Annotated in this window: 16 protein-coding genes and 1 pseudogene; 9 read left to right on the plus strand and 8 right to left on the minus strand. The window is 36.1% G+C overall.

Annotation, left to right across the window (positions count from 1 at the left end; all coding sequences use genetic code 11):
* Window positions 1–206: 206 nt before the first annotated feature.
* The 6 genes and pseudogenes from LB452_RS07660 to LB452_RS07685 all read right to left on the minus strand — a co-directional run bounded on the left by LB452_RS07660 (window position 207) and on the right by LB452_RS07685 (window position 7,190).
* Window positions 207–2,435 (minus strand): NADP-dependent isocitrate dehydrogenase, encoded by a 2,229-nt coding sequence (locus tag LB452_RS07660; RefSeq protein ID WP_224461149.1) that lies wholly within the window; start codon window positions 2,433–2,435, stop codon window positions 207–209.
* Between the two features lie 159 nt (window positions 2,436–2,594).
* Entirely contained in the window at window positions 2,595–2,945 is a 351-nt protein-coding gene (rplS, locus tag LB452_RS07665) for a 50S ribosomal protein L19 (RefSeq protein WP_224455001.1), read from the minus strand.
* Window positions 2,946–3,052: 107 nt separating this feature from the next.
* Window positions 3,053–3,730: a tRNA (guanosine(37)-N1)-methyltransferase TrmD gene (gene trmD, locus LB452_RS07670; protein WP_224461150.1), complete on the minus strand. Its 678-nt coding sequence runs from the start codon at window positions 3,728–3,730 to the stop codon at window positions 3,053–3,055.
* 3 nt (window positions 3,731–3,733) lie between these two features.
* Entirely contained in the window at window positions 3,734–5,032 is a 1,299-nt protein-coding gene (locus tag LB452_RS07675; RefSeq protein ID WP_224461151.1) for an MFS transporter, read from the minus strand.
* Complete coding sequence (locus LB452_RS07680; RefSeq protein ID WP_224461152.1) at window positions 5,032–5,646, minus strand: hypothetical protein; 615 nt, start codon at window positions 5,644–5,646, stop codon at window positions 5,032–5,034. The genes LB452_RS07675 and LB452_RS07680 overlap by 1 nt, the downstream gene beginning before the upstream one ends.
* 95 nt (window positions 5,647–5,741) lie before the next feature.
* Window positions 5,742–7,190, minus strand: a pseudogene (locus tag LB452_RS07685) (glyceraldehyde-3-phosphate dehydrogenase).
* A 223-nt stretch (window positions 7,191–7,413) separates the two neighbouring features.
* Between LB452_RS07685 and LB452_RS07690 the strand changes: the two are divergent.
* Window positions 7,414–8,052 (plus strand): MarC family protein, encoded by a 639-nt coding sequence (locus LB452_RS07690; RefSeq protein WP_224461153.1) that lies wholly within the window; start codon window positions 7,414–7,416, stop codon window positions 8,050–8,052.
* Between the two features lie 176 nt (window positions 8,053–8,228).
* On the opposite strand, the gene LB452_RS07695 is transcribed toward LB452_RS07690, so the two are convergent.
* Both LB452_RS07695 and lpdA read right to left on the minus strand, forming a co-directional pair.
* Entirely contained in the window at window positions 8,229–8,930 is a 702-nt protein-coding gene (locus LB452_RS07695) for a DUF429 domain-containing protein (RefSeq protein WP_224461154.1), read from the minus strand.
* A gap of 200 nt (window positions 8,931–9,130) precedes the next feature.
* Window positions 9,131–10,537, minus strand: coding sequence for a dihydrolipoyl dehydrogenase (gene lpdA, locus LB452_RS07700; protein WP_224461155.1), 1,407 nt, complete (start codon window positions 10,535–10,537; stop codon window positions 9,131–9,133).
* A gap of 254 nt (window positions 10,538–10,791) precedes the next feature.
* Between lpdA and nhaC the strand changes: the two genes are divergently transcribed.
* From nhaC to LB452_RS07740, 8 genes are all read left to right on the plus strand, one after another.
* On the plus strand, window positions 10,792–12,264 hold the full coding sequence (gene nhaC, locus LB452_RS07705; protein ID WP_224461156.1) for a Na+/H+ antiporter NhaC: 1,473 nt from the start codon (window positions 10,792–10,794) through the stop codon (window positions 12,262–12,264).
* Window positions 12,265–12,270: 6 nt separating this feature from the next.
* Window positions 12,271–12,987 carry a bacillithiol biosynthesis deacetylase BshB1 gene (bshB1, locus tag LB452_RS07710; RefSeq protein WP_224461157.1) on the plus strand — a complete coding sequence of 239 codons (717 nt, stop codon included), beginning with the start codon at window positions 12,271–12,273 and terminating at the stop codon, window positions 12,985–12,987.
* A 146-nt stretch (window positions 12,988–13,133) separates the two neighbouring features.
* Entirely contained in the window at window positions 13,134–13,547 is a 414-nt protein-coding gene (locus tag LB452_RS07715) for an IS1/IS1595 family N-terminal zinc-binding domain-containing protein (RefSeq protein WP_224461158.1), read from the plus strand.
* A gap of 113 nt (window positions 13,548–13,660) precedes the next feature.
* A complete protein-coding gene (locus LB452_RS07720) occupies window positions 13,661–14,875 on the plus strand; it encodes a hypothetical protein (protein ID WP_224461159.1) in 1,215 nt (404 codons plus the stop codon).
* A 2-nt stretch (window positions 14,876–14,877) separates the two neighbouring features.
* Entirely contained in the window at window positions 14,878–15,147 is a 270-nt protein-coding gene (locus tag LB452_RS07725; protein WP_224461160.1) for a DUF4212 domain-containing protein, read from the plus strand.
* Between the two features lie 6 nt (window positions 15,148–15,153).
* A complete protein-coding gene (locus LB452_RS07730) occupies window positions 15,154–16,941 on the plus strand; it encodes a sodium:solute symporter family protein (RefSeq protein WP_224461161.1) in 1,788 nt (595 codons plus the stop codon).
* A gap of 281 nt (window positions 16,942–17,222) precedes the next feature.
* Window positions 17,223–19,919 (plus strand): sensor histidine kinase, encoded by a 2,697-nt coding sequence (locus tag LB452_RS07735; RefSeq protein WP_224461162.1) that lies wholly within the window; start codon window positions 17,223–17,225, stop codon window positions 19,917–19,919.
* A complete protein-coding gene (locus tag LB452_RS07740; RefSeq protein WP_224461163.1) occupies window positions 19,916–20,290 on the plus strand; it encodes a response regulator transcription factor in 375 nt (124 codons plus the stop codon). The genes LB452_RS07735 and LB452_RS07740 overlap by 4 nt, the downstream gene beginning before the upstream one ends.
* Window positions 20,291–20,293 lie beyond the last annotated feature (3 nt).

Below are 20,293 nucleotides of genomic sequence, written 5' to 3' on the forward strand. Positions count from 1 at the left end.
TGCACAAGCAAAACAAACTCAAAAGAAAATCGTATAAATCAAAAAACCTTAACGATGCTAGCATCGTTAAGGTTTAAATTATAAATTTAATGTCTAATAATCTGTATCGGTTATTTAGGACGAGACATACTTCAGCACTTCCGTTTTGAACTAAAAAAAGCCTTGAAATCATTTCAAGGCTTTCTGTTTTTTAAAAAATATACAGCTTATCTTTCGTCTACAATAGAATTTAAAGTAGAACTTGGTCGCATTTTCTCAGTCACAATATCTTCATCTGGAAAGAAGTATCCATTCATGTCTTGAGGTTCACCTTGAGCTTTGAGTAATTCTTCATTGATTTTAGCTTCATTTTCTTCAAGGTAATTAGCTACCTTTTCAAACTCAGATTTCAAATCAGTATTTTCATTTTGCTCTGCAAGAGCTTTTGCCCAGTACAATGCCAAATAAAAATGAGTACCTCGGTTATCGATTTCATTTACCTTTCTAGAAGGAGACTTGTCGTTCTTCAGATATCGACTATTAGCCGCATTCAGAGTTTTAGCGATAACTTTAGCTTTCTCATTATTAGTTTTGTCTGCTATGTCTTCTATAGAGACAGCTAATGCGAGAAATTCACCTAAAGAATCCCATCTTAAATGCCCCTCTTTTACAAATTGTTGTACGTGTTTTGGAGCAGATCCACCCGCACCAGTTTCATATAATCCACCACCCGCAAGTAGAGGAACAATAGAAAGCATTTTGGCACTTGTGCCCAATTCCAAAATAGGGAAGAGGTCGGTTAAGTAATCCCTCAACACATTACCAGTCACGGAGATAGTATCTTTGCCAGCCTTTACTCTTTCTAAGGTGTACTGCATAGCATCTTTTGGACTCATGATTTGTATGTCAAGACCTTTTAGATTGTATTCTTTTAAATAAGTATTGACTTTCTTGATAAGATTTGAGTCATGCTCTCTATTAGAATCTAACCAGAAGATTGCAGGTTGACCTGTATTTTTTGCTCTTTTTACTGCAAGCCCAACCCAGTCCTTTATTGGTAAATCTTTGGTTTGGCACATTCTCCAAATGTCTCCTTCTTCCACTTCATGAGACATTAAAGCGTGACCTGCTTTGTCCAATACATCTACTCGTCCTTCTTTAGGAATTATAAATGTTTTGTCATGAGAACCATATTCTTCAGCTTTTTTAGCCATCAAGCCTACATTGGAAACATTTCCCATAGTAGTTACATCAAAAGCCCCATGTTTTTGACAAAATTCAATGACTTGTTGATAAATTCCAGCATAACATCGGTCTGGAATAACAGCTTTCATATCCTGAGTTTCATCATTCTTGTTCCACATTTGTCCACCAGATTTCATGGCTGCGGGCATAGAAGCATCTATAATGATATCACTAGGAACGTGCAAGTTGGTAATTCCTCTAGAAGAATCTACCATTGCTAAATCTGCTTTCTGTTCATAAATAGCTTCAAGATCCTTAATGATAGCTTTGGATTTTTCCTCAGGAAGTTCAGATATTTTATTATAAACATCTCCGAGACCATTGGTTGGGTCGACACCTATTTCTTTAAACTCGGCTTCATATTTATTGAAAACTTCTTCAAAAAATACAGTGACGGCATGACCAAAGATGACAGGATCGGAGACCTTCATCATTGTTGCCTTCAAGTGTATAGAAAAAAGAACATTCTTTTCTTTAGCATCTTCGATTTCATGGGCTAGAAACTTTCTCAGTGACTTAGCATTCATTACAGAAGCATCGATAACTTCGCTTTTTTCCAAGGGTGTTGATTCCTTAAGAGTAATGCTGTTTCCATCCATATCGAAATGTACTATTTTGACATCATCTTCTTTTTCTATAACAACAGATTTTTCGCTTCCGTAGAAGTCACCTTCAGACATAGCTGAAACATGTGATTTTGAATTTTCACTAAACTCTTCCAATTTATGTGGGTGCGCCTGAGCATATTCTTTTACCGGCTGAGCAACTCTTCGGTCTGAATTACCCTCTCTCAATACTGGGTTTACAGCACTACCTAATACTTTAGCGTATCTTTTTTTGACTTGCTCTTCATCGCTGTTTTTGGGATCTTCAGGAAAATCGGGTATTTTGTAGCCTTTATCCTGCAGTTCTTTTATTGCAGCAGTCAATTGAGGTACAGAGGCGCTTATGTTTGGTAACTTGATAATATTTGCTTCTGGAGTTTTAGCCAATTCACCTAAATAAGCCAAGTTATCTTCAACTTTTTGATCATCTGTGAGGTAATCATTAAAATTGGCAAGTATTCTTGCTGCCAATGAGATATCTTTTGATGTTATTTTTATTCCCGCGCTTTCGGTGAACCTTCTTACAATAGGTAGGAAAGAATATGTAGCCAATGCAGGAGCTTCATCTGTTTTTGTGTAAATGATCTTAGTACTATGATCTGCCATGAGTCTTATTTGTTTTTAGAATTAATTATAAATAATTGAATCTTTCAAATATAAAGATTAAGGTTATAAAAACCTTGTTGTGGGGGATATAACCCTGTTAAAACAAAAAAACCTTCTGTCATAAATGAGAGAAGGTTTTTATAGTTTCGGGAATCAAAACTAGTTAGTTCTTTTTTCCTTAATTCTTGCTTTTTTACCAGTAAGGTTTCTGAAGTAATAAATTCGAGCACGTCTAACGCTACCTCTTTTATTAATCTCAATTTTCTGAATTGCAGGCATGTTGATAGGAAATATTTTCTCTACACCTACAGTACCACTCATTTTACGAATGGTAAACGTTTTTGAAGAACCAGAACCTTTAATTTGTATCACAACCCCTTTAAAGAACTGTGTACGTGTTTTTTGGCCTTCTCTAATTTCGTAATAAACAGTGATAGTATCACCAGAAGAAAATTTTGGAAAGTCTTTCTTCTCTACAAATTCGTCCTGAACAAATTTTACTAAATCCATTTTTTTAAGTTTTTCTGTTACCTAAACCAACATTCACGCATCTCGTCAGAGGTTAATTTAGAGATTGCAAAAATAGACAAAAATTCTAAAACTGCAAGTATTAGATTTTATTCTTCCAATAAATCTGGTCTTCGGTCCTTTGTTCTTTGCAATGCTTTATCATCCCTCCAGTTATCAATCTTTTTTTGATGTCCACTAAGTAACACATCTGGTATCATGTGTCCTTTATAGTTAGAGGGTCTTGTATAGATTGGTGGAGAGAGTAAATTGTCCTGAAAAGCATCTGTAAGAGCTGATGTTTCATTACCGAGAACACCAGGAATCAATCTAATAATTGAATCGCATAAAACTGCTGCCGCCAATTCTCCTCCTGATAGGACGTAATCACCAATAGAAATTTCTTTGGTAACGAATAAGTCCCTGACTCTTTGATCTACGCCTTTATAGTGTCCGCAAAGCATGATTAGGTTTCCTTTTAATGATAAAGAATTTGCCATAGATTGGTTGAGAACATTCCCGTCAGGAGTTAAATAAATGATTTCATCGTAAGACCTTTTAGATTTTAGTTTTGAAATGCATTTATCAATAGGTTCAATCATCATTACCATACCAGCACCTCCACCGTATTGGTAATCGTCAATTTGCTTATAACTTGATGTTGTATAATCTCTTAAGTTATGCAAATGGATTTCTACTAGGTTTTTTTCAATGGCTCTTTTAAGGATTGATGCTTCAAAAGGACTTTTTAGCAAGTCAGGAACCACTGTGATGATATCAATTCGCATTATTTAAACTTTCTTGAGGGTGAAACTTAATAGGATACAAACAACCAAAAGTAAAAGGAAAAACCAGAATTGGTATGCTAATCCAAAATATTCCGCAATAAGCCCGAATGAAGCTGCAACAATGGTAAATAATCCAATCAATGTATTGGCGACAGAAACGTATGTTGGTCTTTCATTTTCGGGAGCGTAATCTATAATATACGTTTTTCTGCTTAATCTTGCTCCAGAATAGGCTATGCCATTAATAAAAAATACTGGCATGAAATAATAAAAATTGAGTGCATCGGTCTTGAAGTAAAGAAAAACCAAAGCATACAAAATGCTTAATATGGACAGGCCAGCAGAGATTCTCATCAACAGAAGGCTAGATTTGTCTGCCAATCGTCCCCAGATTGGGCTGCTAACTATCTGAGCAAGGCTACCAATAACGATGATCAATCCTAAATAGTTCCAGCTAGTATTGCTTATATCTTTTGCAACTAAAATAAAAAATGGATCGAGCAGTGGTATTGCCATTAACAAAGCTCTTGTGATTATAAAATTTCGATAGGATTTCTCTTTTCTCAACAAAGATGCTCCAGTTTTTATTTCTTCCACAGGAGTTCTTCCTCCTTGGGTGGAACCAGGCATTTCTTGAATGAGAGAAAATATAATCGATGCTGCGACCCAAAGTAAAGAGGCTAGTGTAAATAAACCAACGTAAAGCCATTTGCTATTTTCCCCCTTCAAAAAAAATACTAAGGAACCTCCTGCAATTAGCGCTAGGGCTCCGCCAAAGGTGGATCTAAAACTAAGCATTTGACCTCTTTCTCCTTTGGGTACTGTTTTTCCTGTCACATCCTTAAAGCTTATCGATCCTACGCCAGAGGCAATACTAAAGATGAGCAACAAAAAGACTAGAGCGTAACTATTGAAAGTTTGGTTTTCGATGAAAGCAAGAATAACAGCTGAAATAAGCAAACAGCCTCCTTGAACTAATCCAGCTCCAACCCAATAAGGTTTTCTTTTTTCTTTTTTCCTTATTTGTCCACTTACAAACAATTGAGGCAAAAGAGAACCAATATCTTTTATAGGAACCAGCATTCCAATGAGAAAAATAGGAGCACCAATAAAACTTAAAATCCAGGGCATTGTAAGCCCTGGACTTATTAATTTTTCAGCTAGCTTGGTAAGGCTTCCATTAAACACATTTAATGTGAAGTTTTTCGGCAGGTGAGTACATTGATCGTCAGGAATAGATTTACAAACCCTGGCATCAGTATCCTCGGTTAAAAATTCATAGAATTTTTCTGACCTCGACATTATTTTTTATTGCCCTTATTCAGTTTTTGATTTTTATTCTTTTCGTCTTGAAGTTGTCTGCCTAATTTTTGTTGTTTTTCTAAAGCTATACGCTTGTAGTTTTCATAGTCAGCATCTAGGTTTTTCAAGTTTTGTTTAGCTTCTTTTGTTAGAAGGTTACTTCTATTAAATCTAAAGATAAAGAATAGCAGAAGTATGACTAAAACTCCAATAATAGACCAAACAAGGGTATTATATCCAGATTTAGTAAACGCTATACCTAAGAATTGAACCTCATCTTTTTCATTCTGAAGATTTGTGAGTTCTGTTTGCAAGTTGGAAACTTGTTTCTTGAGTGACTTTATTTGTTGATCTTTATTTACAATGCTGTCATTTAAGCTTGAAATTTCAGTTGTAAGAGCATCAAATTCTGAAAATACTTTATTGATTGCAGAATTGATTTTTATTTTTTCAACTACTTTATATTGTTGATAATTGTTTGACTCATCAACTACAGTTTTTAAATTGTCTACTGATGAAGGCTGTTCTTCTACCGGATCTTCGCTGGAAGGCTCTTGAGAAAAGCCTGAAAAAGAAAAAAGTATAGCGAAAATAATTAAGTGGAAAGATTTCATGCGTTAAGTGTTTAACGCAAAAGTATTTAAAATGCTTTTAATACCATTCATTTCTTAAAAATAAAAATCCCTAATTTCTTAGGGATTTTATTAAGTTAATAATAAGTGAATCGCCTTACATTGGAAATGTATTTCGCAAGTCGTATCACTTGATGACTGTAACCAAATTCATTATCATACCATATATAAAGTACTACTGAATTTGTATTTTCATCTGCAATCGTAGCATGACTGTCAAAGATTGCTGGGGCAGAAACACCCACAATATCAGAAGAAACTAGCTCATAATCTATAGAATATTTGATTTGTTCTACCAATTCGCCGTCTAATGCTGCTTCCTTAATTCTAGTGTTTAATTATTTTTTGGTAGTTTTTGTTTTCAGATTCAAATTGAGAATAGCCAAAGAACCGTTAGGTACAGGAACACGAATGGCGTTGGAAGTCAATATGCCTTCCAGTTGGGGTAGGGCTTTGGCAACTGCCTTTCCTGCTCCAGTTTCCGTGATGACCATATTGAGGGCTGCAGCTCGTCCTCTCCTGTATTTACTATGCATATTATCTACCAAATTTTGATCATTGGTATAAGCATGTATAGTTTCCAGATGTCCATGTTCTACACCATAGTTATCTTCTATAGCTTTTAAGATTGGAGTGATTGCATTTGTGGTGCAAGATGCCGCAGAGAAAATGAAATTCTTTTTAATGTCAAAGTCCTTATGATTTACACCGTGAACAATATTTGGTATGCCCTTCCCTGGCGCTGTCAATAGAACCTTTTCTGCTCCTTTAGATTGGAGATGTCTGTTTAGAGCCTCTTTATCTCTGAAGGCACCAGTATTATCAATAATCAATGCTTTATTGATGCCATAAATCGTGTAGTCAATATCTTCTGGTTGATTGGCAGTAATCATTTTAACAGTAGTATCATTGATGATCAAAGCTGAATTTTCAACATCAATTTGTACAGTTCCATTAAAGTCGGCGTGGATCGAATCGTTTTTAAGCAAAGAGGCTCTTTTTTCAAGAATCTCTCGTGTGATTTCACCTCTAGTCACTATAGCTCTGAGTCGTAATTGATTTCCTTTTCCAGTCTTAGCCATCAATTCTCTTGCAATAAGACGGCCAATTCTTCCAAATCCATATAGTACTACATCTTTTGGAGTAATAGAATTGAAATTTTCCGAATCTTTCAATTTGTTGGATAAGAAACTCATTATATTTTGATCCTTATTCCCGTTTTGAAGGTATTCATAGGTGAGTTTACCGATGTCCAACTTTGATGGCGGTAAATTTAGATTTTTGATACCCTCAGCAATTTCTGTTGAATCAAAAATAGAGATGGGTTTATCTACAAATTTTCCAGCATACTCATGGAGTTTAAGAATTTCACCAACATTTTTATTGATGAGAGAGTTTCTGAATAAAACGAGTTCGATGGATTTTTCATACCATAGGTCGTTAACAATACTGATAAACTTTACTGAAGCGCGACGCCTATCCGCTTGAAAGGAAAGTTCTTTTTCATAAACTTGTGATGGATTCATTACAAAATTGAATTTTAAAATTTTGCGCAAAAGTATAAAACTCAAACGTTTTCGTAATCCATTTTTTTAAATAATAAACTAGATAATTATTTCACCTTTAAGTCTTGAAATCAATCAAAAATTGACAAAGAAAAACTTAGTTAATTTTTTTACTAGTAAGTATTGTCAATCGGAAAATTAAAAATACTTTTGCAGGATTTTAAATTTCTATAACCACTTATAAATGACTGAGTTAATCGCTTTTGGTGTTTTATCTTTCACCACCTTTTTCACCATTATTAATCCACTTGGTGTTATGCCGATTTTCATGACGATGACCTCCGATTTGGATAAGGAAAGCAGAAAAGCTACTGCCAAAAAAGCAATTCTTGCTTCATTTGTTACTATTATTCTTTTCGCTTTTACGGGTCAGATTCTATTTAAGTTTTTTGGAATATCTGTGAATAGTTTCCGTGTTGTAGGTGGAATTATCTTTTTCTTGATGGGTATGGATATGTTACAAGCCAGACTTGGCAAAGTGAAAGTGCAGGAGTCTGAAATTAAAACTTACGTCAATGATATCTCTATAACGCCACTCGCCATTCCTATGATTTGTGGTCCAGGAGCTATCACTAATGCCATTGTCTTGATGGAAGATGCTGGATCTGTAGAGATGCAAGCAGTTCTGATAGGAGCAATCGTCTTGGTAATGGGAATCACTTTAACAATTCTTCTGAGTGCCGGAAAAATTATCAAGCTGCTCGGGCAGACAGGTAATAATGTTTTGATGCGATTGATGGGATTAATCATTATGGTGATTGCTATTGAATTTTTCTTAAGCGGTTTCAAACCTATTTTTCAGGATATCATTGCTGGGAGATAATCCTTTTTTATTTGAAGAATTTTTTATTTGAGGATTTTAAAATTAGAATATATGATGATTTGAAGCAAAATATGTTTTCGCTTCGAGCGCAGTTGAGAAATCATTTGTCATAGTTTTTAACCTAAGGTCTCGACTTCGCTTGACCTGACAAAAGATAGTGTTTAATTCAACTTAATTTAATAAGCCACTTTTACCAAAATTCCTTGCTCGTCTTTATTTTGCTCATCTTCCACAAAGCGTAATCCGGAAGTATTGCTTTTCAAATTTGACACACAAAGCACCATAGCATCCAAAATGTCATCAGGTTTTACTTTCGATTTTGGAAAAGTTGTAGTGATCGACTTGTAGACTTGATTTAGTTCTGGAAAGTAGCTTTGAAGTAAATTAAAACGTTCCTCAAAGCCTTCTTTATTGGATTTTTTGGACAGAATAACTTCTGAATTATTCAAATACTTAAAACAGATTTCAGGGTGACTTTCATAGATTTCAAAACCTTTCGATTTCCTCTGAATGTACTTGTCGATCTCTCTTATTTTTTTGGAAATGTTATAACTCTGTATTGAAATGCTTTTTCCAAGAATTTCTTTATTAATTGCTCTGGCTTCATCGTAATCTGAAGCATAAACCGCTTTTCTGCAAGCGGGTGTGAAGATCGTAGAAGACCTTTTACCGAGTTCATTCCTCAACTTAGACTCGATGGTTCTTACAAAATTTTCAGAAGATAAACCTATGGGAATGTCTATAAAAATTCGGTGTAGGTCTGGATGAAGTTCGATTAATTCATCAATCGAGTTGACTGCTTCAAATGTAAACTTCTCAGCATTATGAAGAATGACAATCCAGCCTAACGGACAAGAATCAATTCCTGCTATTTTCATGTTTTGGATACTTCTGGTGAACGAAATTAATATAGTTTAAATTTAAACTTTTTAATTTTTATAAATCTCTGGAAGGGGCTTTAAATTAACTTTTTAGTCTAAGTTGAATATCTGGATGTTTAAAGTTAACGTTTTCAAAATCAGAATAAAAAAAGCCGATACATCGCTATATCGGCTTGATTATAATTTAAAACTTAATTTTATATGTGTAAAGCTCTGTCGCCAGTGGCGGCTAAGGCAGCTTCTTTCACAGCCTCTGCATAAGTTGGGTGAGCGTGGCTCATTCTTGCAATATCCTCGGCACTCGCTCGGAATTCCATAGCCGTCACTGCTTCTGCGATAAGATCTGCGACTCGGGCACCTACCATGTGTACGCCAAGAACTTCGTCGGTTTTCTTATCTGAAAAGATTTTTACAAATCCATCAACATCTCCACTTGCTCTAGAACGCCCCAAAGCCCTCATCGGAAATTTACCGGTATTGAAATCGATGTTTTCGTCTTTCAATTGATCTTCGTTCTTTCCAACTGAAGCGACTTCTGGCCAGGTGTAAACTACGTTAGGAATCAAGTTGTAATCGATATGTGGTTTTTGACCTGCAATTACTTCAGCGACAAAAGTTCCTTCTTCTTCGGCTTTGTGAGCCAACATTAAGCCTTCCACAACATCTCCAATGGCGTAGATGTTTTCTGTAGAAGTCTGAAGTTTTTTATTGACAACAACTTTTCCATTATCATTTATTTCCACTCCAGCTTTATCGGCATTTAAGCCATCTGTATAAGGACGTCTTCCCACAGAAACTAAGCAATAGTCACCTTTGAATTCAACTTCTTTACCGTTTTTATCGTCTGCTTTTACGATGACTTCATCGCCTTTACGCTCCACAGATTTTACTTTGTGGGATAGCATGAATTTAGCTTTCTGCTTTTTCATGGCTTTCATCAATTCCTTGCTTTGGTCTTTATCCATGCCAGGAATAATACGGTCCATATACTCAATCACAGTTACTTCTGCCCCTAGTCTTTTGTATACCTGACCAAGTTCAAGGCCAATAACTCCACCACCAATCATGATCAGGTGTTTTGGAATTTCTTTGAGGGAAAGAGCTTCGGTAGAAGTGATGATTCGTTCTTTATCGATGTCTATAAATGGTAGACTAGATGGTTTACTACCTGTGGCTATGATAGTATTTTTGGCCTCAATTTCTGTTTCCTTACCATTATTATCTGTAACGATGATATGTGTTTTGTCTTTGAAAGATCCCACACCTTGTAAAGATTCAATATTGTTTTTATCCATGAGGAAATCAATTCCTTTAGTTGTTTGGTCTACAACTCCAGACTTGCGTTTCATCATATTTTCTAGATTGACTTTGACTTCTCCAGAAATATCTATACCGTGTTCTTCAAAATGTTTTATGGCGTCTTCGTAGTGATGGGAAGAATCCAGTAATGCTTTGGAAGGGATGCAACCTACATTAAGGCAGGTTCCACCTTTGGTGGCGTACTTTTCAATAATTACTGTTTTTAGACCTAGCTGTGCGCAACGGATGGCTGCTACATATCCTCCAGGTCCAGAGCCAATTACGGCTACATCATATGAGTTCATAAAATGAATTTTGGTTTCTAAAAATGCGTATTACAAATTTACACCTTCTATCACAAAGGGCAATTGAATCCGTTGAAATCCTTGTTAAATTCTTATATATCCTCTAAATTTATTTAATTGTAAGAATCTAAAGTTTTTTGAACATTTCGTTTTGAAAAAAAAATAACCAAACATTGATTGAGGAATAAACTAAAGGTTTGTTTTGTGAAATAAGCCACAAAATTGTAACATTACGTCGATTTTAAACCTTTGACATGAGTGAATCCTCAACTGCACCTGAAGAAGACACATCCCACACAAAAATAAGACTTAGCATTTGGCAAGCACTAATCCCGGTTCTTGCTCTCATTGCCATGCTAGCGTACAACGTATTTGTTTATGGTGATGATGCACTTGCAGGATCCAATCAATTTATTCTTTTGCTGGGCGCAGCTGTTGCGGCGATTGTTGGGGCTTCAAAAGGCGCTAAGTTTGAATCCATGATTGAAGATGTGGCCAAAAACATTAAGTCCACAACAGAGCCCATCTTAATTCTGTTGATGGTAGGTGCACTAGCTGGGACATGGCTGCTAAGTGGTATCATACCCACTATGATATACTATGGATTACAAATTCTAAATCCTACTATATTTCTGGCAGCTTGTGTTATCATTTGCTCTGTAATTTCAGTTGCTACAGGCAGTAGCTGGACGACTTCCGCCACTGTAGGCATTGCTTTAATCGGTATTGCAGAAGCTCTTGGAGTTTCTGTTGCGATGACAGCAGGTGCTGTTTTATCCGGAGGTTATTTTGGAGATAAACTGTCTCCGATGAGTGATACCACCAATTTGGCGCCTGCCATGGCAGGAACAGATTTGTTTACACATATTCGGTATATGACCATCACAACGGTGCCCACCATTATTGTAACTTTAATTATCTTTATTATTATTGGTTTAAATTTAGATACCTCAGGACAAACCGACCCTACTGAAATAATAGGGAGTATTGAGGCTTCTTTTAATGTTTCGGGATGGCTGTTTGTAGTTCCGATACTGGTTATCATATTAATCGTAAAGAAAACACCGCCACTTATCGCACTTCTTATAGGAACTCTTCTGGCTGCGCTTGCAGCACTTATTTTTCAGCCAGATTTGGTCAAAATGATTGGAGGAGGAGAGGTGCTAACTTTTGAAACAGCTTATCGCGGAATTATAGATGCGATCACGGTAAATATTACCATACCAACAGAAAATGAATCTCTACAAGACTTATTTTCTGCTGGAGGTATGTATGGCATGTTAGGGACAATTTGGCTGATTATTTGCGCCATGGTTTTTGGTGGAATTATGGATGCAATTGGTGCTTTAGAACGTATTAGTGAAGCATTACTGAATTTATTCACGTCCACTTTTGGTTTGTTTTTCAGTACCGTTTCAAGTTGTTTGGCCTTGAATCTTACTGCTTCAGACCAATATCTTGCGATTGTAGTACCAGGTAAAATGTTTGCAAAAGCTTATGAGAAAAAAGGATTAGCTCCAGAAAACTTAAGCCGAACTTTGGAGGATTCTGGTACGGTAACTTCGGTTTTAATACCCTGGAATACTTGTGGAGCATATCATAGTGGAGTTCTTGGCGTTCCCGTCGTAGATTATTTCTTCTACGCTATTTTTAATTATTTAAGCCCATTCGTCACTTTGATTTTTGCTGCATTCAATATCAAAATAAGACAATTGACGAAAAATTAATTCAATATGAAATTAGACATATTAGCTATTGGAGCCCATCCAGATGATGTAGAACTGAGTTGTTCCGGGACTTTGGCTAAAGAAATAAGCAAAGGAAAAAAAGTTGGAATTTTAGACCTAACTCGTGGTGAGCTTGGTACCAGGGGAACGGCAGAAACCCGGGATGAAGAGGCAAAAAATGCTGCTGAAATCCTGGGGGTAAGCGTTAGGAAAAACCTTGAATTTAGTGATGGGTTCTTTACGAACAATACGGCGCACCAACTCGAAATTATCAAAATACTAAGAAAATACAGACCTGATGTTATTTTATGTAATGCTATACATGATAGGCACATCGATCATGGCAAAGGAAGTCAACTGGTAAGTGATGCTTGTTTTTTGAGTGGTTTAAAAAAAATAGAAACTATTTACGAAGGCAATTCTCAAAAGGAATGGAGGCCGAAACATGTTTACCACTATATACAATGGTATGATATAGAGCCTGATATAGTTGTAGATATATCTGGTTTTATGAACAAGAAATTAGAATGTGTGAAAGCTTATAAAACTCAGTTTTATGATATCAAAAGTAAAGAACCTCAAACTCCAATTTCTAGTTCCAACTTTTTTGATAGTATAACTTACCGAGCCAGAAACCTTGGTCGTATTATTGGCACCGAGCATGCAGAGGGCTATACCGTTGAGCGCTATCCGGCTGTAGATTCTATTTTTGATTTAGTTTAAAAAAGTAAAATAGGGCTTTAAAACATCACCCTGTTCCGAGTCCTCGGGACAGGGTTTTTTGATGAAAATTTCTAAACCATAAATTATTCAATTGGTAGTGAAAAATTATGTTGCTAAATTGATATATTTATGCAAAATTAATATATATGGATTTTTGTCCTCAATGTCAATCTGATAAAATCGTAAAAAGTGGTGTTATAAATAGCCGCCAACGCTATAAATGTAAGTCGTGTAATTACTTTTTTACTGTTAATAAGTTGGGAAAAAAAATTGATCAATACTATGTCACTAAGGCTCTCCAGCTTTATTTAGAAGGATTGACTTATCGTGAAATTGAACGAATTTTAGGAGTCTCTCACGTAAGTGTTATGAATTGGGTGAGAAAATACAACATTCATAAAGTTCAAAATACAGGTTTTCATCCTACTTATAAGATATTAAGTCAGACTGAACTTGAGCAATTCTTTTCTTCTTCAGAAAATACCAAAGGTTCTGGTATGATTGTAACTGAACTTGGGGATAAATTTATGATGATTAAATGGGAACGGTTCAGAGAATAAATATATTCTTTAACTGAAATATATATTTAATTTTATTTAACAAATAAATTATTTGAAGTTCGTAACAAGTTATTAGCAAAGAATGCTATAATAAATTGAAAACTTGTTAGGTAATGAATTATAAAATTGCATTTTTATTAGTATTTACTGCTTTATTTAGTCATAATGCTATTTCTCAGGGTTCGCCTTATTACAAAGGTGGTTTTAAAATAAAATTTGATGACAACGACAATAAATACGTAAGGATTTTAACTTGGGTCCAGACTCAAGCCAATTACTCAGATTCACGAGCAGAAGATCAAGCTGATATTTCTTTTCAACTGAGACGCGCAAGACTTCTTGTTTACGGTCAGATCACAAAGGATTTTTTGGTCTTAACTCATATAGGGATCAATAGTTTAAACTCCTCGAATATGGAGCCAGTTGGTTCTGTAGGAACTCCTCAGGCGTTTATGCACGATGCTTGGGCTCAATATAACGTTTCAGATCAGCACGTGATAGGTGGAGGCCTTCATTATTGGAACGGATTATCAAGATCAAATTCTCAAGGAACTCTCAACTTGATGACCTTGGACAATAACCGAGCATCGTGGGCAACTTTAGGATTAACAGATCAATTTGCAAGGCATATAGGAGTATTTGCTAAAGGTAATTTAGGAAAGCTCCAATATAATGTAGCTGTTAATGAAGCAATCGTCAATGGTCTTGATTCCAGACCGCTCTCAGACATTAGTGCTTCATATCAGGGAGCCAGTCTTCTTGGAACAGCAGAGGCTGGAAAAACGTTTACTGGATATTTTGCATACAATTTTTTCAATTTAGAAAGTAATTTTCTTCCTTACAAAGTTGGCACTTACATGGGTACACAGCGTATTTTTAATGTGGGTGCCGGCTTTTTTCATCATCCTAATGGAGCTGTAATGCTTCAGAACGATCAACCTATTGGTGAGAATGTCAATCTTTTTGCGGTTGATGCATTTTACGATGCTCCGGTGGGCAGCAACGGTTCAGCAATAACTGGGTATGCTATTTACCAATCCAATGATTATGGCACAAATTATCTTTTTGGTCCTTATGCTTCTGGTGATATGCTTTATGGACACTTGGGTTATTTGTTACCTGGCTCAGAGTCAGCAAGATTTCAGCCTTACACATCCTATAATCACACTTTTATAGATGCTACCGATCAGGATAGAACCATTTTTGGTTTGGGAATCAACGCGTTTTTGAACGGCCATAATTCAAAACTTACACTAGAATTTCAAAACGAAAGCTTCCAAAATCAAACTTTTAATAGAATTAATCTCCAAGCAATGATATACTTGTAATTATGGAAACAAACAACAAAAAACAGAAACACGCTACCGCCTACTGGAAAGAGAACCTGAAGTATCTGGCTATTCTTCTACCCATATGGTTTCTTGTATCCTATGGAGCAGGTATACTTTTCAAAGACTGGCTAGACCAGTTTCAAATTGGAGGCTTTAAAGTAGGCTTTTGGTTTGCACAACAAGGTTCCATCTACGTATTCATCATTTTGATTTTCGTCTACGTGAGGTTAATGAACAAATTAGATAAAAAATACGGATTCGATAAATAAAAAACTATGGATGCTCAAACACTAACTTACATTTTCGTCGGCGTTTCGTTCGCTATTTACATTGGAATAGCGATTTGGAGCCGTGCCGGTTCAACTAAAGAATTTTATGTTGCAGGTGGCGGTGTTTCGCCTTTGGCCAACGGTATGGCGACGGCTGCTGACTGGATGTCTGCAGCTTCATTTATATCCATGGCAGGTATTATTTCGTTTATGGGCTATGACGGCTCAGTATTCTTGATGGGCTGGACAGGCGGTTTTGTCCTCTTGGCATTGTTACTCGCGCCTTACTTAAGAAAGTTTGGAAAATTCACGGTTCCAGATTTTATTGGAGACCGATATTATTCCAAGACTGCTAGATTTGTGGCCGTATTTTGCGCGTTGATCGTTTCCTTTACTTACATCGCCGGTCAAATGCGTGGCGTTGGAGTTGTCTTTTCAAGATTTCTGGAAGTTGAAATTGAAACTGGAGTCATCATTGGTATGGTAATCGTTTTATTTTACGCAGTTCTGGGTGGCATGAAAGGAATCACTTATACACAAGTTGCACAATATTGTGTGCTGATTTTTGCTTTTCTGGTTCCTGCAATTTTCATTTCCTTCCAGGCTACAGGAAACCCTATTCCTATGTTTGGTATGGGAGATACACTGGCAAGTCAGCCCGATACCTACATGTTGGACAAACTTGACGGCTTAAGCAAGGAATTGGGTTTCAATGAATATACCGAAGGATCAAAAAGCATGATCGATGTTTTAGCGATAACTCTAGCTTTAATGGTTGGAACCGCTGGTTTGCCTCACGTTATTGTTAGATTCTTTACTGTCAAACGAGTAAAGGACGCACGTAAGTCTGCCGGATATGCCTTATTATTTATTGGTATTCTTTACATCACGGCTCCCGCAGTTGCTTCTTTTGGTAAATTGAATCTGATTGAAACTGTTAACCAAAAAGATTACGCTGAAATGCCAGAATGGTTTACGACTTGGGAAGATCTTGGCCTATTGGCATGGACCGATAAAAACGGTGATGGAAAGATTCAATATTTAGGTAAAGCCAAAGAAGGAGGAGATGCCTTAACCGGAATACCTTCATTTAAAGATTCTGAAAGAGGAGAAAGTGGACAACGTTTAGTTACAAATCCTTCAGAAAATAAAAATGAATTGTATGTGGATAATGATATAATGGTGATGGCCAATCCAGAGATCGCAGATCTTCCCAACTGGGTTTTTGCTTTAGTTGCTGCAGGCTGTTTAGCAGCTGCTTTGTCAACTGCTGCAGGTCTTTTGTTGGTAATTTCTTCTTCTGTATCTCATGATTTAATCAAAAAGATGGTGTATCCTAAAATTTCTGACAAAGGTGAATTGATCGCTGCTCGTCTTTCTGCAACAGGAGCAGTTGTGATTGCAGGTTATTTTGGAATCAATCCCCCGGGGTTTGTAGCTGCTGTTGTAGCGCTCGCCTTTGGCTTGGCTGCGGCTTCCTTTTTTCCAGCTATTATTTTGGGCATTTTTTACAAGCGCATGAATAAAGAAGGTGCCGTTGCCGGTATGATCGTTGGAATTTCACTCATGCTGTTTTATATGTTAAAATTTAAATTCGACTTCTTTGGAGGTGGAACTCAGGAAGATTGGTGGTTTGGAATTTCACCAGAAGGTTTTGGTACGGTGGCTATGATTTTCAACTTTATTGTGTCGATTGCCATCAGTAAATTTACTCCAGCACCTCCCGCTGATGTTCAGGAAATGGTAGAAAACGTGAGAATCCCTAGTGGAGCAAAAGAAGCTTCAGGCCATTAATATCCCTTATTAGTTCTCAAGAGTATGTTGCTAAAAAACACATGCTCTTGAGAATTTTAATTAAATTAAAAACTTATTTCTAATCGAATGAAAAAAAGACACCAACAGAAACTTATTTTCTTAAGCTTCGGCTTGATTTTGCTTTTCAATATTCCTTTAGTGTTTGCTTTTAATAGGCTAAAATTAGTCTTGGGTTTCCCATTGTTTTATTTCTGTGTTTTCACCTTATGGTTGGCTAGTACTATAATTTCTTTCTCGATTCTAAAAAAATACTCAGATCAATGAGTAAAACTGCTCTCATAGCACTCATTTTTGTTTATTTGGGAATCCTATTTCTCATAGCTCTTTTTGCTGAAAAAAATAAAGGTTCAAAACTGGTATCTCACCCCATTGTTTATGCACTTTCCCTGGCGGTATACTGTTCGGCCTGGACTTACTACGGCAGTGTGGGTATGGCTGCAAACTCTGGAGTTGAGTTTCTTACCATTTATCTCGGACCTATCATCGCTGCCCCTTTATGGATTGTTTTACTGAAAAAGATCATTCAACTTTCCAAAGTGTATAACATTTCTAGTATTGCAGATTTTATTTCACTTAGATACGGCAACAGCAGATCTCTAGGAGCTTTGGTCACTTTGGTGTGTGCAGCGAGTATTATTCCTTACATCTCACTTCAACTCAAAGCGATTTCTGAAACTTTTGAAATTGTATCTACTTCTACTCTTGGAATTGAAGGTTCATCGGTGATCACGGATTCTACTTTTTATATAGCTTTAATCCTGGCTGTTTTCGCTTCCTTCTTTGGGACTTTAGCTTTGGATGCTTCCAAAAACAGAACGGGCGTGATGTTCTCTGTAGCGTTTGAATCTGTTTTGAAACTGACTTTTTTTCTTATTGTTGGCGTTTATGTCACTTACTATGTGTTTGATGGTACTACAGATGTATACCAAAAAGCAAGTCTTAGTTTAGATTTGAATCAGCTGAGCACTATCAACGGCTTGAGTGGTGGCATCAATTGGTATTTTAGCATTGTGCTTTCCTTTTTGGCTATTTTTTTACTGCCTCGTCAATTTCAAACTTCAGTAGTCGAATTTACCAACAGGAAACAGCTTAAAACTTCGATTTGGTTGTTTCCGCTTTACCTTTTTCTATTCAATGTATTTGTTATTTTCATTGCCTGGGGAGGATTGCTGATTTTAGGTGACCAAGCTAATGCCGATTACTTTACGCTTCTTATTCCACTTTACTTTGGGGACCATTGGTTAGCTGTATTAGTGTTTTTGGGAGGTCTTTCAGCAGTGATTTCTATGGTAGTGGTTTCCACAGTAGCTCTATCCACTATGTTGAGCAATAACCTTATTATTCCTTATGGATTTATAAAAAACCTAACCCGGGGCAAGTCGTTCAAAAATGAAAAAACTATCAAAAACATAAGGCGACTTTGTGTGTTCATTTCTATAATCCTTGCTTATTTATTTTATGCGCTGTTTGATCCTAAGGTTTCTTTATTCTCCATTGGACTTATTTCCTTTTTAATTATCGCTCAGCTAGCTCCAAGTTTTTTTATAGGTATGTTTTGGAACAGAGGCTCGGCTTTAGGTTCCAAAGTGGGAATTATTCTTGGATTGGTATTTATCGTATTCACCTATCTGATCCCCTTTTTTACTGAACATGTTATAAGTTATCATCAATTTGTAGAGGAAGGGTTTTTGGGAATACACTTACTGAAGCCTTACGCACTTTTCGGAATTGACATTTTAAACCCTGTTAACCATGCTTTATACTGGAGTTTATTTTTTAATACCGGGGCTTATTTGATTTTGTCGGTCATAAAAAAAGGAAATTACCGGGAGCGAAATTATGGTGAAATGTTCGTGAATAGTGAAAGAGTTGTTGAACTGAAAGAAAATGCATACGTCTGGAAAGGTGAGGCTTACGTTGATGATATTCAGAATATATTGGTTCGTTTTCTAGGTCAAGCTAAAGCTGACAAGGCTTTGAGAGTTTTCAGAAAACGATATGCCGTCAATCCGGAAGAAAAATTGGCAGATGCCCGATTCATCAATTTCTCCGAACGTTTGCTTACTGGAGCCGTGGGAAGTGCTTCAGCAAAAATTTTAATTTCCAATGTTGCTAAAGAAAAACCTGTGTCATTGCTTGAAGTTTTGAAAATCCTGGAAGAAAATAAAGAAACTATTTCGGTCAACAAGTCGCTGGAGGAACAATCTCATAAGTTGATTAAACTCACTTCAGAATTAAAATTTGCCAATGAAGAATTGAGACTTCAAGACCAGTTAAAAGATGATTTTCTGGATACCGTAGCTCATGAGCTTAAAACGCCAATCACTTCCATCAAAGCAAGTTCTGAAGTTTTAGCGGATAGTGAAGATATGCCTCAAGAACTTCAACATAGATTTTTAAATAATATCATTCAGGATACAGAACGATTGACTGTCTTAATCAACGATATTTTAGACTTGGAGAAGATGGCTTCAGGAAGAGATGAATTAAATCTTCAGCTTCAAAGCTTAAATAAATGCATAGAAGATGCCATCAATGGAATCAGCAGTATTGCCGGGAAAAAGAAAATTGAGGTGAATTTTGATTTTTCATCGTCTGTAATGATCGAGTTTGATTATAATAAAATGATTCAAGTGTTCACCAACTTGCTATCCAACTCTATAAAATTTGTTCCAGAAAACAACGGAAAAATTGAAGTGTTTCTTGTAGCAAATTCAGAAGAAGTTGTTACTAAAATAAAAGACAATGGTAAAGGAATTCCGGAAGAGGATCTCCAATTGATTTTCAAAAAATTCTACCAATCCAAGAATCAAACTTTCAAAAAACTTCAAGGCAGTGGCTTTGGACTTGCGATTTGTAAACAAATTGTGGAAATGCATGGAGGTGTGATTTATGCTAATTCAAATATCGAGACGGGTGCAGAACTTATTGTTAATTTACCAAAACGAAGACCATGAAAAAGATTTTACTCGTAGATGATGAGCCCAATATTATAATGGCCCTGGAGTACAGTTTAAGAAAAAATAATTATGACACCTTTATTGCCAGAGATGGCGAAGAAGCGATTGAGCTTGCAGAAAAGCTCAAGCCAGATTTAGTAGTCCTTGACATTATGATGCCAAAGGTAGATGGGTACGAAGTTTTAGAATTTTTGAAAAGTCATGATACTTTAAAAGATAATACTCAAACCATAATCATAAGCGCGAAGCAAAAGCAAAGTGATGTTGAAAAAGGGCTGAATCTTGGTGCAAAAGAGTACATAAAAAAGCCATTTTCAATGAAAAAACTTTTAAGCATAGTAAATGAGTTATTAACCTTAAAAAAATAAAAT

It is taken from the genome of Psychroflexus longus, from assembly GCF_020164595.1.
Taxonomy (GTDB): domain Bacteria; phylum Bacteroidota; class Bacteroidia; order Flavobacteriales; family Flavobacteriaceae; genus Psychroflexus; species Psychroflexus longus.

Bases quoted from the DNA above. Each gene is read 5' to 3' on its own strand.
- LB452_RS07725 (WP_224461160.1), top strand. From the start codon at position 14,878: ATGGAAACAAACAACAAAAAACAGAAACACGCTACCGCCTACTGGAAA.
- LB452_RS07740 (WP_224461163.1), top strand. From the start codon at position 19,916: ATGAAAAAGATTTTACTCGTAGATGATGAGCCCAATATTATAATGGCC.
- LB452_RS07690 (WP_224461153.1), top strand. From the start codon at position 7,414: ATGACTGAGTTAATCGCTTTTGGTGTTTTATCTTTCACCACCTTTTTC.
- LB452_RS07680 (WP_224461152.1), bottom strand. From the start codon at position 5,646: ATGAAATCTTTCCACTTAATTATTTTCGCTATACTTTTTTCTTTTTCA.
- LB452_RS07730 (WP_224461161.1), top strand. From the start codon at position 15,154: ATGGATGCTCAAACACTAACTTACATTTTCGTCGGCGTTTCGTTCGCT.
- LB452_RS07720 (WP_224461159.1), top strand. From the start codon at position 13,661: ATGAATTATAAAATTGCATTTTTATTAGTATTTACTGCTTTATTTAGT.
- trmD (WP_224461150.1), bottom strand. From the start codon at position 3,730: ATGCGAATTGATATCATCACAGTGGTTCCTGACTTGCTAAAAAGTCCT.
- LB452_RS07715 (WP_224461158.1), top strand. From the start codon at position 13,134: ATGGATTTTTGTCCTCAATGTCAATCTGATAAAATCGTAAAAAGTGGT.
- LB452_RS07660 (WP_224461149.1), bottom strand. From the start codon at position 2,435: ATGGCAGATCATAGTACTAAGATCATTTACACAAAAACAGATGAAGCT.
- LB452_RS07695 (WP_224461154.1), bottom strand. From the start codon at position 8,930: ATGAAAATAGCAGGAATTGATTCTTGTCCGTTAGGCTGGATTGTCATT.
- rplS (WP_224455001.1), bottom strand. From the start codon at position 2,945: ATGGATTTAGTAAAATTTGTTCAGGACGAATTTGTAGAGAAGAAAGAC.
- LB452_RS07735 (WP_224461162.1), top strand. From the start codon at position 17,223: ATGAGTAAAACTGCTCTCATAGCACTCATTTTTGTTTATTTGGGAATC.
- bshB1 (WP_224461157.1), top strand. From the start codon at position 12,271: ATGAAATTAGACATATTAGCTATTGGAGCCCATCCAGATGATGTAGAA.
- lpdA (WP_224461155.1), bottom strand. From the start codon at position 10,537: ATGAACTCATATGATGTAGCCGTAATTGGCTCTGGACCTGGAGGATAT.
- nhaC (WP_224461156.1), top strand. From the start codon at position 10,792: ATGAGTGAATCCTCAACTGCACCTGAAGAAGACACATCCCACACAAAA.
- LB452_RS07675 (WP_224461151.1), bottom strand. From the start codon at position 5,032: ATGTCGAGGTCAGAAAAATTCTATGAATTTTTAACCGAGGATACTGAT.